The sequence below is a fragment of the Knoellia pratensis genome (genome assembly GCF_042666395.1).
GTDB classification, from domain to species: domain Bacteria; phylum Actinomycetota; class Actinomycetes; order Actinomycetales; family Dermatophilaceae; genus Knoellia; species Knoellia pratensis.
The window spans coordinates 255,771-268,060 of the sequence record NZ_JBHTDJ010000002.1; the positions used below are offsets into that span (position 1 = coordinate 255,771).

Sequence of the window (12,290 nt, forward strand, 5' to 3'; positions counted from 1 at the left end):
ATGACAAGGTGGACTCATGAGTGATCCGACTTCTCTCCCCAACTTCCCGCCGCCCGCCAACGAGCACCCGTTGCGCGGCCGAGTCCTCGACGTGCTGGTCGATGCAGGGGCCCAGCCCAACATCGACACCGACGGCGATGTCGCCTTCCAGGCCAACGACCAGACGGTTTTCGTCCGCGTCACCGAGGGCGATCTGCCCGTCATGCGCATCTTCGGCCAGTGGACCCTGCCCGACGAGGTTGCCGCCGACCAGGACAAGGTCGCGGCCACCTGCAACGAGGTCAACCTGTCGCTGAACTGCGTCAAGACCGGCGTCGCCAACAACACCCTCGTCGTGACCAGTGAGCACCTCGTGACGGAGGGCGCGGATGTCGCGACCCTCGTCCAGGTGAGCACGTCGATCATCCTGTCCGGCGTCCAGCTCTGGCACGAGCGTGCACTTGGCCTCGAGCCGGGATCGACCCAGGGCGTCGAGCAGCAGGAGGTTCCCGGCGACGCACCCGACGCTTCCGGACCACCCGACACCAACGGCTCCGTCCCCGGCCAGGCCAACTGATGTCGGGGGCGTCCGAGTTCGTCCGCCTCGAGGTTGAGGACGGCATCGGCATCATCCGGCTCGACCGGCCGCCGATGAACGCGCTCGACGCCGACGTGCAGCGCGGCATCATCGCCGCGTCGCAGGAGGCGAGCGAGCGCAAGGACGTCTCGGCGGTCATCGTCTACGGCGGCGAGAAGGTCTTCGCGGCCGGCGTCGACATCAAACAGATGGCGGACTGGTCCTACACGGACATGGTCGACAACTCGCACCTCTTCCAGGACTTCACGCGCGCCCTTGCCCGCATCCCCAAGCCGACGGTCGCAGCCATCACCGGCTACGCCCTCGGCGGCGGGTGCGAGGTCACCCTCGCGTGTGACTTCCGGATCGCGGCCAGGGGCGCCAAGCTCGGACAGCCCGAGGTGCTGCTGGGGCTCATCCCCGGAGCCGGCGGCAGCCAGCGGCTGGCCCGCCTCGTCGGTCCGGCCAAGGCCAAGGACCTCATCTTCACGGGCCGGTTCATCGACGCCGACGAGGCGCTCGCCATCGGCCTCGTCGACCAGGTCGTTGAACCGGGCGAGCGGGGCAGTGAAGCCGTCCTGGCTGCCGCGAAAGAGATGATGAAGAAGTATGCCGGTGGGCCGGCATACGCTCTCCGCGCAGCGAAGGAGGCCATCGACTCCGGCCTCGAGACCGATCTGCAGAGTGGCCTCGAGATCGAACGCCTGCTGTTTGCAGGGCTTTTCGCCACGAAGGACCGTGCTGCTGGCATGGCCTCATTCATCGAGAGCGGTCCCGGCAAGGCCACCTTCGAAGGCGCCTGACACACCACCGCGACTTCGTGCCCCATACGGACCCTTCCAGCGCAGGTGCGCCTTCGACGGAACGGTCCGTATGGGGCACGAAGTCGGTTCAGGGGTCAGTCGTGATCAAGCAGTCAGGATCTCGTCGACGAAGGTCTTCAGGCCGCCAGCGCTGGAATAGAGGTGTGAGCGGATCCCGAGGATCTCGGCGGTCGCGACGTTCTCGGACGACCGGTCCACGAAAGCGATCTCGCTGAACATCAGGCCGTGCTGCAGCGCCGTCGCGCTGAACACGTCCGGGTCCGGCTTGGTCAGCCCAAGCTCGGAGCTGCTCATGACGCCGTCGACCTCATCGGCCAGCGCGAGCCGCCGCAAGTCATCGCCGAGCCGGCTCGTGGCGTTGGTGATGAGCACGACGCGCAGCCGCGAGCGGGCCTGCCGCACGATGTCGAGCACCTCAAGGTCGACCGTGCCCGCGGGCACCATCCAGTCGTGGACCGCGGCATGGGCGGCGTCCCCGTGCTCGGCGGCGATCGCCTCGGCCACCGAATCGCGCCACACCTGGTCGTCAACCGCGCCGGTCAGAGCCGGCTCGAGTCGGTGGGGGGCGAATGCGGCAACGGACAGGGTCCCTGCAGGCAGGCCGTGGGCCTGTTCAACGGCTCCGGTCAGGTCCGGGTCCCAGATGCGGAGGACTCCGTCGAGGTCGAGCAACAGCACCTTGAACACTGGCTCGCCTCCTCGTCCTGCGCGTCTCTCACGTCGTCCATCTCGTCGTCCGTCGATCGTCCCGCAATCGCCGCCCGGTGTGGGCGAGGAGGCCTCGTCAAACATTTCTGTGCCCACCATCACGCCCGGAGAATTCTCCGGAGGGCGAGCACCCGGCATACGCTCGGGGGTGAACCTGAAACCCCACCCAGAGATGAGGACGAGGCACGCATGAACATCGTCGTCTGCGTCAAGTACGTGCCTGACGCACAGTCCGACCGCACCTTCAACGAGGCCGACAGCACCACGGACCGCGAGGGCGTCGACGGTCTCCTGTCGGAGATCGACGAGTACGCCGTCGAGGAGGCGCTCAAGCTTGCCGAGGCCGGCGAGGGCGAGGTCACCGTCGTCACTGTCGGTCCCGCGCGGGCCATCGATGCGGTCAAGAAGGCTCTGCAGATGGGCGCCGACAAGGCCGTCCACGTGAGCGACGAGGCCATCCACGGCTCCGACGCCGCAGCCACGTCCCTCATCCTCGCCGAGGCCATCACAAAGGCTTCCGGCGGCAACAACCCCGATCTCGTGCTCATGGGCATGTCCTCGACGGACGGTGTCATGGGTGTCGTGCCGGCGATGGTTGCCGAGCGCCTCGGCCTCCCGGCCGTCACCTACGCCTCCGACCTGACCCTCGACGGTCAGTCGGTCACGATCCGCCGTGACGGTGACGCCGCGTCCGAGTCGATCACGTCGACGCTGCCCGCCCTCGTGTCGGTCACCGACCAGATCAACGAGCCGCGCTACCCCTCCTTCAAGGGGATCATGGCCGCCAAGAAGAAGCCGGTCGACACCTGGTCCCTCGCGGACCTGGGCGTCGACGCAGGCTTGGTCGGCCTGGACGCCGCCTGGACCAAGGTGACGTCGTTCGCCAAGCGTCCGCCGCGTGAGCAGGGCCAGATCGTCACCGACGAGGGTGACGGTGGCACCAAGCTCGCCGAGTTCCTGTCCGCCCAGAAGTTCCTCTGAGGAGAATCCACCCATGGCTGAAGTTCTCGTCCTCGTCGACCACGCCGGCGGCAAGATCCGCAAGGCGACCGCCGAGCTGCTGACCATCGCCCGCCGTCTCGGTGAGCCTTCTGCGGTCTACATCGGCCCCGGTGCCGAGACCGCTCAGGTCACCCTCGCCAAGTACGGCGCCGCCAAGGTCTACGTCTACGACGCCCCCGACGCACTCGAGTACCTCGTGGCCCCCCAGGCCGAGATCCTCGCGTCGGTCGTCGAGAAGACCTCTCCGCTGGCCGTGCTCATCCCGAGCAACTCGGCCGGCAAGGAGATCGCGGCCCGTCTCGCGATCCGCACCGAGTCCGGTGTCATCACCGACGCCGTCGACGTCACCGCCGGTGGCGAGGGCGTCGAGACGACCCAGTCGGTCTTCGCCGGTTCCTACACGGTCAAGTCGACGGTCACCCAGGGCACCGCCATCGTCGCGGTCAAGCCCAACTCGGTCGCCATCGAGCCGGCCCCGGCCGCAGGCACTCTGGAGAAGATCGAGATCACCCTCTCGGACGCCGCCAAGGCCGCGAAGATCACCGAGTCCAAGCCCAAGGAGGCGACGGGTCGCCCGGAGCTCACCGAGGCCAAGATCGTCGTCTCCGGCGGTCGCGGAACCGGTGGCGACTTCGGCCCGGTCGAGCAGTTCGCCGACTCGCTCGGTGCGGCCGTCGGTGCCTCGCGCGCCGCTGTCGACGCCGGCTGGTACCCGCACAGCAACCAGGTCGGTCAGACCGGCAAGCAGGTCTCGCCGCAGCTCTACGTGGCGGCGGGCATCTCCGGTGCGATCCAGCACCGCGCCGGCATGCAGACGTCCAAGACGATCATCGCGATCAACAAGGACGACGAGGCCCCCATTTTCGAGCTCGTCGACTTCGGCGTCGTCGGTGACCTGTTCACCGTCCTGCCGCAGGCGACCGAGGCCGTCAAGAAGGCCAAGGCCTGACCACGCCCCCACTGGCAACACCGCACTCACCCCGCGAACGTAGAATTCGCGGGGTGAGCGCGTATCTGGACCATGCAGCAACGACCCCCCTGCGGGCGTCTGCTCGTGCTGCATGGGTCGAGCAGTCGCAGCGCGGTGGCAACCCGTCGTCGCTGCACACCTCCGGTCGCGCTGCGCGCGCCGTCGTCGAGGAGTCGCGCGAGGAGATCGCCGGTGCGCTCGGCGCGAGGCCGTCCGAGGTCGTCTTCACGTCCGGCGGCACCGAGGCCGACAACCTCGCAATCAAGGGCACGTATGCCGCTCGGCTGGCTTCCGTGGGTGCCCGCCGGCTCGTCGTGGGCGGGACAGAACACCATGCGGTGCTCGACCCGGTCGAGCATCTTGTGCAGAGCCAGGGAGCGGACGTCACCTGGCTCGAGCCGGATCGCTGCGGCCACATCTCGGTCGATGACCTGAAGTCAGCGCTGGTAGCCACTCTCGCTCCCGCAGTCGGAGCGACCGATGCGCTCGACGTGGCGATCATCAGCGTCATGTGGGCCAACAACGAGGTCGGGACGGTGCAGCCCGTGGCCGACCTGGCCGCGGTGGCGCGCGAGGCCGGGGTGCCGTTCCACACCGATGCCGTCCAGGCCGTCGGACAGCTCCCCGTCGACTTCGCAGCGAGCGGCGCGGACCTCATGACCGTCTCCGCGCACAAGGTGGGTGGACCCGTCGGAGTCGGCGCCCTGCTCGCCCGACGCGACGCCCGCCTCGTCCCGCTCGCCCACGGAGGCGGCCAGGAGCGGCAGGTGCGTTCGGGCACTCTCGACGCGGCCGGCATACGCGCGTTCGCCGTTGCCCTGACCGAAGCGGTCGCCGAGCGTGACGTCGAGGCCAAGCGCCTCACGGCGTTGCGTGATCACCTCATTGGCCGCGCCCTGGCGCTGGACCTCGGGATCAGCGTGAGTGGCTGCTGGACGGCGGGGGAGGCGACCGACCGGCTTCCGGGCAACGCCCACCTGCTCGTCCCCGGGTGCGAGGGTGACTCGCTGCTCTACCTCCTCGACGCCGCAGGCGTGGAGTGCTCGACCGGTTCAGCCTGCCAGGCGGGCGTGCCGCAGCCGAGCCACGTGCTGCTCGCCATGGGCTATCCCGAGGCCGAGGCTCGCGGGGCCTTGCGCCTCTCGCTCGGGCACACCTCCACCGATGCGGACGTCGACGCCTTCATCGCGGCCCTGCCCCGGGTCGTCGAGCGCGCCCGCCGCGCGAGTGGGGCCGCCTGATGCGCGTCGTCGCCGCGATGAGCGGGGGAGTGGACTCGGCCGTGGCCGCCGCCCGGATGCTCGATGCCGGACACGAGGTCGTCGGGGTGCACCTCGCCCTGTCGCGTTCGGCCGCCACCCTGCGTGAGTCTGCTCGTGGGTGCTGCACCATCGAGGACGCCGGTGACGCTCGACGGGTTGCTGACCGGTTGGGGATCCCGTTCTACGTGTGGGACATGGCGCAGCGGTTCCAGCGCGATGTCATGGACGACTTCGTCGCGGAGTACCAGGCGGGGCGAACGCCCAACCCCTGCCTGCGCTGCAACGAGTCCATCAAGTTCGCGGCGCTGCTCGATCGGGCCGTCGCGTTGGGGTTCGACGCCGTGGCGACCGGGCACTACGCGCAGATCGTCGAGCGCGTGGATGCCAAGGGTGTGACGCACCGTGAGCTGCACCGGGCAGTCGACCCGAACAAGGACCAGTCCTACGTGTTGGGTGTGCTCGATGACGAGCAGCTGGCGCGCGCGTTCTTCCCGCTCGGCGACACGGCCAAACCGCAGATCCGCGAGGAGGCCGCTGCGCGCGGGTTCTCCGTCGCCAAGAAGCCGGACTCCTATGACATCTGTTTCATCGCCGATGGCGACACCCGCGGCTGGCTGACCAAGCAGCTCGGCGAGCAGCCGGGCGAGATCGTCGATGCCGAGAGTGGGGACGTCGTCGGTGCGCACCAGGGTGCTTATGGGTTCACCGTCGGTCAGCGACGTGGGCTGGGGCTGGATCGGTCCTTGCTCGACGCCGAACCGCGCTACGTCGTGGGTGTGGACGCTCCGTCCAAGCGGGTGCTCATCGGCACCCAGGACCTGTTGGGCGTCGACCTCATCGTGGCCGACCACGCGCGCTGGTGCGGTGATGCGCCCCTCGGCGAGGTTCGGGTGGGTGCACAGGTGCGGGCACACGGCGAAGAGGTCCCTGCGTTGGCGTGGGTCGATGAGTCTGACCCGGAACTCGTGCACGTCCGGCTCGACGAGCGCATCCGCGGTGTCGCGCCGGGGCAGTCGGTCGTCCTCTACGACGGCACGCGCGTCGTGGGTTCGGCGACCATCGCCTCCACCGCGCGGGCGAGCGTCCCTACCAGCTGAGCGCCCCCACCGCTCCCGTTGCGTCTGCGGATGTGGTGGTTCTAGCGACCAGATACGCAGACGTTGCGGCAGGAGCAAAACGTTGCGTCTGCGAATGTGGTGGTTCTAACGACCAGATACGCAGACGCAATGGGAGAGGTCGCTCAGGTGAGGCCGCGGGCGAGGGCGCGGACCGCAGCGTCCGCGTGCGACTCGGACAGACCGGCATACCCGATCACGAGTCCGCGACGCACCGATTCGACGCAGTAGGCCGACAGCGGGTTGACCGACACCCCGTGGGGCAGCAAGGACATCGACACCTCGTGGTCGTCGACGTCATCGGGCAGGAGCAGCACCACGTGCAGTCCGGCATCGACGCCACTGAGTCGGTGGTCGGGCAGGTGACGAGCCAGTGCTGCGACGAGCCGAGCCCGCCGCGCGGCATACGTCCGCGCCGCACGCGCGTGGTGCGCTGCGAGTGAACCGTTTGCGATGAACTCGGCCACCGCCTCGCCTGTCATCTCGTTGACGATGAGGCTGCGGCGTTCGAGCTCGACCCGGATCGCTTCGCGAAGGTGCTTCGGCGGTGCCAGCCACGAGACGCGCAGGGTGGGGACGAGGATCTTCGACGCAGTGCCGATGTAGAGGACGTGGTCATCGGCACCCTCCAGAGAGCGCAGCGCAGGCAGCGGCGAGACGTCGTAGCGGAACTCGCCGTCGTAGTCGTCCTCGATGACGAGACCGTTCGCGGCTCGCGCCCACTCGAGCAGGGCCGTGCGCCGGGCGACGGGCATGCGGGCGCCCAAGGGGTACTGGTGCGACGGGGTCACGTAGACCGCAGCATCATTGCGGCGCAACATCGACGGGTCGAGCCCATCTTCGTCGACCGGCAGAGGAGAGATGCGAGATCCGTTGTCGGAGAACGCTGTCCACGCCTCGACGTAGCCCGGATCCTCCACCGCGACGGTGCGTCCCACGAGCCCGAGCGCCGCCGGCAACGCCTGCAGGGTCGCGCTCACACCCGGGGTGATGAGGAGGTCGTCGGGCTCGAGGGCGATGCCCCGGCTGCGACGGATGTGGTCGGCGAGCACCTGCCGCAGCCTCACGTGCTGGGGTCCGTGGCTCATGTCGGTGGTGGGGACCTGGGAGGCCGCATGCCGCCATGCTCGCCGCCAGGCCGTCTGGTCGAGGAAGCCGATGTCCGGCCGCCCGGGGCGCAGATCGAACCGGGTCTGGGATCGAGCCGGCCGAGGGGGAGTGCTGGGGAACGGCTCCATGGGGTCCACCGATGACAGGGCCCCGGCGCGGGCCGCGCGGTCTGCACCGGGGGCGATCGCCGCACCCGAACCCGGCCGGGTCTCGATGAAGCCAGCTGCCGCCAACTCGTCGTATGCCGCGACGACCGGTCCGCGCGACACCTTGAGCTCCGAGGCGAGGACGCGGGTCGACGGGAGCGGGTCGCCCGGCCGAAGCCGGCCCTCGCGCAGCTCGCCGACGACGGCGTCGGCGATTCGGTGCCGCAGCGGTCGATCCGAGGCGTCGAGCGTGAGCGGCAGGCTGATGGTGCGAGGGACGCGAGGCACAAGGGGATAATACTGGTCCTTGCATTGTGCCGATAGTGGTTCTGGATCGTGGTCCACTTCGCAGCGCAGAATGGGTCCATGCCAGTCATTTCCCTGAACCGCCTCCGTGAACGCGGCAGCACCGAACGACTCGCGCTCGACGCGATCCTCGACGATGTCCTCGCTGGGACGTTGAGCACCGTCGTCGGCGGTGCGCCGTGGGTGGTGCCGATGCTCTTCGCCCGACAGGGGGACCGCATCATCCTGCACGGTTCCACGGGGGCCGGGGCTCTGCGCCACGTGGCAGCAGGAGCGCCGGCCGCACTGGCGGTCATCGCCGTCGACGCGCTGATCGTCGGCCACACCACGTTCGACTCGTCGGCCAACTACCGTTCGGCAGTGGTCTACGGAAACCTCACCCCGCTCGGCGATGAGGATCGGACCACCGCCCTCGACGCGGTGTCGGAGCGACTCATCCCTGGGAGGACCAGTGAGGTGCGGCCGATGACCAAGCAGGAGATCGCCAAGACGCTGGTCATGTCGATGCCGATCTCCGAGGGTCGTTTCATGACCAAGGTCCGGACCGGGACGGCCGGATCGCCCGACGAGGAGACGGGTGCCTGGCACGGCCACGTCGAGCTGCGCACGGTGGCTCTGGAGCCCGTGACGGCACCCACGTCCACGACCTCCGAGGTCCCGCAGTCGGTGCGCAACTTCGCGGGTGCGAGGGTTCTCGTGTGACCCACGTTTCCGGAGTTGGCTCCTGGCCCGGCGAGTCGTCGCGCGAGGCCATCGTCACGGTCCGCGACCTGCTCATCGGGGCGGGCGGTGTGCCCGACGACCACAGCCTGCCGTACCTGCCCGAACTGCCCGCTCGCGGACCCGGAGCCGACATCATCGGACGGTCCGCGGCGCTGCTCGCCGACCTGTCCGTCGACCTGCAACCCTCCGGCTGGCGCTTCACCGACCGACCGGGGCGCGACCTGCTGCGCGCCCGGGCGATGTGGCGCCAGGACCTCGACGAGCTCGCTGAGGCCTACGACGGGTATGCCGGACCGCTCAAGATCCAGGTTGCCGGCCCGTGGACGCTCGGGGCGTCCATCGAGCTCAACCGCGGTGAGCGCTCGATCACCGACGAGGGCGCCCGGCGCGACCTCGTGGCCTCACTGGCCGAGGGCGTCCGCCAGCACGTCGCCGACGTGCAGCGGCTCGTGCCCGGAGCGGTCATCACGGTCCAGCTCGACGAGCCCTCCGTCCTGTCGGTCCTGCGCGGTGAGCTGCCGACAGCGTCCGGCTACGGACGCGTCCGCGCGGTCGACCGCGCAGAGGTGGCACGCGGCATACAGGACGTTCGCAACGCACACGACGGCGACGTCGTCCTGCACTCGTGCCACCCCGGAGCCCCCGTGGAGCTGCTGGCCTCCACGGGAGTCACGGCCCTCTCCCTCGATCTGAGCGACTCCTCGCCTCAGCGGTGGGAGGCCATCGCGGCGGCCGTCGAGTCCGGCACCCGACTCTGGGCCGGGGTCGTGCCGACGAACGCTGTCACCTCGTCGGCCGAGGCAGTCAGGACCGCCACGGCCCTGGTCGTTGACGGCTTCCATCGCGTCGGACTGCCGATGTCCTCGCTCGCCGACACCACCATCACGCCCACCTGCGGACTTCCCTCCCTCACGCCGCGGGGGGCTGTGGACGTTCAACGGGTGGCGATCACTGTCGCCGGTGAGCTGACCGAGAAGGAGCACGACTGATGTCACCCGCACCCAGGGTCCCGTGGCAGGCCAAGTTCATGGCGCTCGTCTTCATCTGGGGCTCGAGCTTCCTGCTCATGAAGGTCGGCCTCGAGTCACTCTCGGCCGTGCAGATCGCGGCGCTGCGGCTCGTCACCGGGGCCGCCACGATCCTCGCGCTGCTGTGGATGCGCGGTGGGTCCCTGCCGCATGAACGCTGGGTCTGGAAGCACCTTGTCGTCACCGGATTGCTGCTCGGCACACTGCCGTTCACGCTCTTCGCCCTCTCCGAAACGCGGGTGAGCTCGGCCCTCGCGGGCATCGGCAACGCGACCACCCCCATCGCCACCGTTCTGGCGACGATGGCGTTCCTGCCCGGCGCGCGCGCGACCCGGCCGAAGGTCATCGCCGTCGTCATCGGCTTCATCGGGGTCGTGACGATCATGCAGCCGTGGGCCTCGGGTCGACCCGACCTCGTCGGCTTCGGCATGGCCCTGGCCGGTGGTGTCTGCTACGGCATCGGGTGGACCTACAACCGACGCTTCCTCGCTCGTGCCGACCTCGGGGGCCTGAGTCAGCCCGCCGCAACCCTGCTCATGGGCTGCGTACTCATGGTGCCCGTGATCCTCGTGTGGGGTGCCCTCCAGTCCGGCGGCATGTCCTCGATCTGGTCCTACGACCAAGATCGCCTCGGCACCTCGCAGATCGAGGCGGGCAGCGCCGGTGGGGGCTGGATGTGGTTGCCGTTGCTCTGCATCCTGGCGCTCGGCATCGTCGGGACTGGCGCGGCATACATCCTGCAGTTCGACGTCGTCCGCGGCGCCGGACCGGTGATCGGTTCGACGATCACGTACCTCATCCCGATCGTCTCGGTCCTGCTCGGAGTTCTTGTCCTGGGCGAGTCGCTCGGGCTGTTCGAAGTCATCGGCTTCGTCATCGTCCTGGCTGCTGCAGCCGTCATCAACGCACCAGCGCGCAGACCGGCCGCCACCCTCGCCATCCCCGAGGTGTCACCCGCAGCCCCGCAGCCCTGAGGCGCGGCAGGTGACACCGGCGGGGCGCCGCGTCACTGCGCCGTGGGTGCCTTGACCTCGCGGCGCAGGATCTTGCCGGTCGGGCCCTTGGGCAGCTCGTCGAGGAGCCACACGCTGCGGGGGTACTTGTAGGCAGCGATGCGTTCCTTGGTGAACGCGATGAGGTCGTCGGTCGTCGCCGTGGAGCCCTCGCGCAGCACCACCCCTGCCCCGACCTGCTCGCCGAGCAGCTCGTCAGGAACCGCCACGACCGCGACCTCGAGGACGTCGGGGTGCTGGTAGATGACCTCCTCGACCTCGCGCGGATAGACGTTCATCCCGCCGCGCAGGATCATGTCCTTCTTGCGGTCCACGATGGTGAAGTAGCCCTCGTCGTCCTGCGTGGCCATGTCACCGGTGCGGAACCATCCGTCGGGGATCGCCTCGGCCGTCGCCTCGGGGTTGGCCCAGTAGCCCTTCATGACGTTGTCGCCGCGGATGGCGATCTCGCCGACATCACCGTTGTCGACGTCGGCGCCGTCGATGTCGATGACGCGCATCTCGCAGCCCGGAATGGCCAAGCCGATCGTGCCGGGCTTGCGCTCGCGCCCGGGAAGGTTGAACGACGCAACCGGGGAGGTCTCGGACAGGCCGTAACCCTCGAGGATGACGCAGCCGAACTTCTCCTCGAAGGCCTTCATGACCTCGAGCGGCATCGCTGAGCCACCCGAGGCGCAGACGCGCAGCGACGAGGCATCGAGGCTGTTGCCGTCCGGGTGGTTGAGGATCGCGGCATACATCGTCGGCACGCCCTGCATCACGGTGACCTTCTCGTCGCCGATGACCTTGATCGCCGCCGCCGGGTCGAACCGAGGGATGAGGGCGAGCGAGGCGCCCACCCGCACGGCCGCGTTGAGGCCGACGACGAGCCCGAAGACGTGGAAGAGGGGCAGACAGCCCATGATCACGTCGTCCTCGGTCAGCTCCTGGATGACCTCGGCGCACCGCATCGCGTTGAGGCTCACGTTGTCGTGGGTGAGTTCGGCGCCCTTGGGGCGACCGGTGGTGCCCGACGTGTAGAGGATGATCGCCGTGTCGTCGCCCTCTCGCTCAGTGGGTTCAGCAATGGGCTCGCCACCCTCAAGGGCGCCTTCGTCCGGACCGAGGGGACCGCACTGCACGATCTTCGTGCCGGAGTTCGTCGCCCCCTTGGTGGCCTCGTCGACGAAGTCCGGCCACACGAAGGCAATCTTGGCCCCCGAGTTGGTGAAGAAGAAGTCGATCTCGCCGGACTTGAGCAGTGGGTTCATCGGGACGACGACACCGCCAGCGAGCAGCGTGGCAAAGAAGGCGACAGGAAAGGCCGGGACATTCGGCAGGATGAGCGCGACCCGGTCACCGGGCTCGATTCCGTTGGCGCGCAACGTTCCTGCGAGCCTGGCCGCCATCTGGTGCAGCTGCTGGTAGCTGATGTCCTGCCCGTTGATCTTCAGGGCGGGCCGGTCGGGCATCGAACTCGCTGTGCGGACGAGTGACGATGCGAGGTTGGAGTCTGTGCTGCCCATGATGTGTGGCTCCTTTGCCGGG

General features: G+C 68.9%; 12 protein-coding genes. 9 read left to right on the plus strand and 3 right to left on the minus strand.

Going from position 1 to position 12,290, the window contains the following annotated elements; all coding sequences use genetic code 11:
* Window positions 1-16 precede the first annotated feature (16 nt).
* Entirely contained in the window at window positions 17-556 is a 540-nt protein-coding gene (locus ACFQRE_RS08280; RefSeq protein ID WP_380120999.1) for a T3SS (YopN, CesT) and YbjN peptide-binding chaperone 1, read from the plus strand.
* Window positions 556-1,359: an enoyl-CoA hydratase/isomerase family protein gene (locus tag ACFQRE_RS08285; protein ID WP_380121001.1), complete on the plus strand. Its 804-nt coding sequence runs from the start codon at window positions 556-558 to the stop codon at window positions 1,357-1,359. The genes ACFQRE_RS08280 and ACFQRE_RS08285 overlap by 1 nt, the downstream gene beginning before the upstream one ends.
* Before the next feature lie 105 nt (window positions 1,360-1,464).
* On the opposite strand, the gene ACFQRE_RS08290 is transcribed toward ACFQRE_RS08285, so the two are convergent.
* A complete protein-coding gene (locus ACFQRE_RS08290; RefSeq protein WP_380121003.1) occupies window positions 1,465-2,067 on the minus strand; it encodes an HAD family hydrolase in 603 nt (200 codons plus the stop codon).
* Between the two features lie 210 nt (window positions 2,068-2,277).
* Here ACFQRE_RS08290 and ACFQRE_RS08295 point away from each other — a divergent pair, with 210 nt between their 5' ends.
* From ACFQRE_RS08295 to mnmA, 4 genes are read left to right on the plus strand one after another with little or no spacing between them, the layout of a single operon-like run.
* Complete coding sequence (locus ACFQRE_RS08295; protein WP_380121005.1) at window positions 2,278-3,069, plus strand: electron transfer flavoprotein subunit beta/FixA family protein; 792 nt, start codon at window positions 2,278-2,280, stop codon at window positions 3,067-3,069.
* Between the two features lie 13 nt (window positions 3,070-3,082).
* Window positions 3,083-4,039, plus strand: coding sequence for an electron transfer flavoprotein subunit alpha/FixB family protein (locus ACFQRE_RS08300; RefSeq protein ID WP_380121007.1), 957 nt, complete (start codon window positions 3,083-3,085; stop codon window positions 4,037-4,039).
* A gap of 53 nt (window positions 4,040-4,092) precedes the next feature.
* Window positions 4,093-5,301: a cysteine desulfurase family protein gene (locus ACFQRE_RS08305; protein WP_380121009.1), complete on the plus strand. Its 1,209-nt coding sequence runs from the start codon at window positions 4,093-4,095 to the stop codon at window positions 5,299-5,301.
* The gene (mnmA, locus tag ACFQRE_RS08310) at window positions 5,301-6,419 is read left to right on the plus strand and encodes a tRNA 2-thiouridine(34) synthase MnmA (RefSeq protein WP_380121012.1); all 1,119 of its coding nucleotides are present in this window, start codon (window positions 5,301-5,303) and stop codon (window positions 6,417-6,419) included. The genes ACFQRE_RS08305 and mnmA overlap by 1 nt, the downstream gene beginning before the upstream one ends.
* A 143-nt stretch (window positions 6,420-6,562) precedes the next feature.
* Here mnmA and pdxR read toward each other — a convergent pair whose 3' ends face one another.
* A complete protein-coding gene (pdxR, locus tag ACFQRE_RS08315) occupies window positions 6,563-7,981 on the minus strand; it encodes a MocR-like pyridoxine biosynthesis transcription factor PdxR (protein ID WP_380121014.1) in 1,419 nt (472 codons plus the stop codon).
* Between the two features lie 78 nt (window positions 7,982-8,059).
* Here pdxR and ACFQRE_RS08320 point away from each other — a divergent pair, with 78 nt between their 5' ends.
* From ACFQRE_RS08320 to ACFQRE_RS08330, 3 genes are read left to right on the plus strand one after another with little or no spacing between them, the layout of a single operon-like run.
* Entirely contained in the window at window positions 8,060-8,701 is a 642-nt protein-coding gene (locus ACFQRE_RS08320; protein ID WP_380121016.1) for a pyridoxamine 5'-phosphate oxidase family protein, read from the plus strand.
* Complete coding sequence (locus ACFQRE_RS08325) at window positions 8,698-9,711, plus strand: methionine synthase (protein ID WP_380121018.1); 1,014 nt, start codon at window positions 8,698-8,700, stop codon at window positions 9,709-9,711. The genes ACFQRE_RS08320 and ACFQRE_RS08325 overlap by 4 nt, the downstream gene beginning before the upstream one ends.
* Window positions 9,711-10,724, plus strand: coding sequence for a DMT family transporter (locus ACFQRE_RS08330; RefSeq protein ID WP_380121020.1), 1,014 nt, complete (start codon window positions 9,711-9,713; stop codon window positions 10,722-10,724). The genes ACFQRE_RS08325 and ACFQRE_RS08330 overlap by 1 nt, the downstream gene beginning before the upstream one ends.
* Window positions 10,725-10,756: 32 nt before the next feature.
* On the opposite strand, the gene ACFQRE_RS08335 is transcribed toward ACFQRE_RS08330, so the two are convergent.
* The gene (locus tag ACFQRE_RS08335; RefSeq protein ID WP_380121022.1) at window positions 10,757-12,268 is read right to left on the minus strand and encodes a long-chain-fatty-acid--CoA ligase; all 1,512 of its coding nucleotides are present in this window, start codon (window positions 12,266-12,268) and stop codon (window positions 10,757-10,759) included.
* Between the last annotated feature and the right edge of the window lie 22 nt (window positions 12,269-12,290).

What these genes read in the sequence shown, in the direction of transcription:
- ACFQRE_RS08330 (WP_380121020.1), top strand. Translation starts at nt 9,711, where the DNA reads ATGTCACCCGCACCCAGGGTCCCGTGGCAGGCCAAGTTCATGGCGCTC.
- ACFQRE_RS08320 (WP_380121016.1), top strand. Translation starts at nt 8,060, where the DNA reads ATGCCAGTCATTTCCCTGAACCGCCTCCGTGAACGCGGCAGCACCGAA.
- mnmA (WP_380121012.1), top strand. Translation starts at nt 5,301, where the DNA reads ATGCGCGTCGTCGCCGCGATGAGCGGGGGAGTGGACTCGGCCGTGGCC.
- ACFQRE_RS08300 (WP_380121007.1), top strand. Translation starts at nt 3,083, where the DNA reads ATGGCTGAAGTTCTCGTCCTCGTCGACCACGCCGGCGGCAAGATCCGC.
- ACFQRE_RS08295 (WP_380121005.1), top strand. Translation starts at nt 2,278, where the DNA reads ATGAACATCGTCGTCTGCGTCAAGTACGTGCCTGACGCACAGTCCGAC.
- ACFQRE_RS08335 (WP_380121022.1), bottom strand. Translation starts at nt 12,268, where the DNA reads ATGGGCAGCACAGACTCCAACCTCGCATCGTCACTCGTCCGCACAGCG.
- ACFQRE_RS08280 (WP_380120999.1), top strand. Translation starts at nt 17, where the DNA reads ATGAGTGATCCGACTTCTCTCCCCAACTTCCCGCCGCCCGCCAACGAG.
- ACFQRE_RS08285 (WP_380121001.1), top strand. Translation starts at nt 556, where the DNA reads ATGTCGGGGGCGTCCGAGTTCGTCCGCCTCGAGGTTGAGGACGGCATC.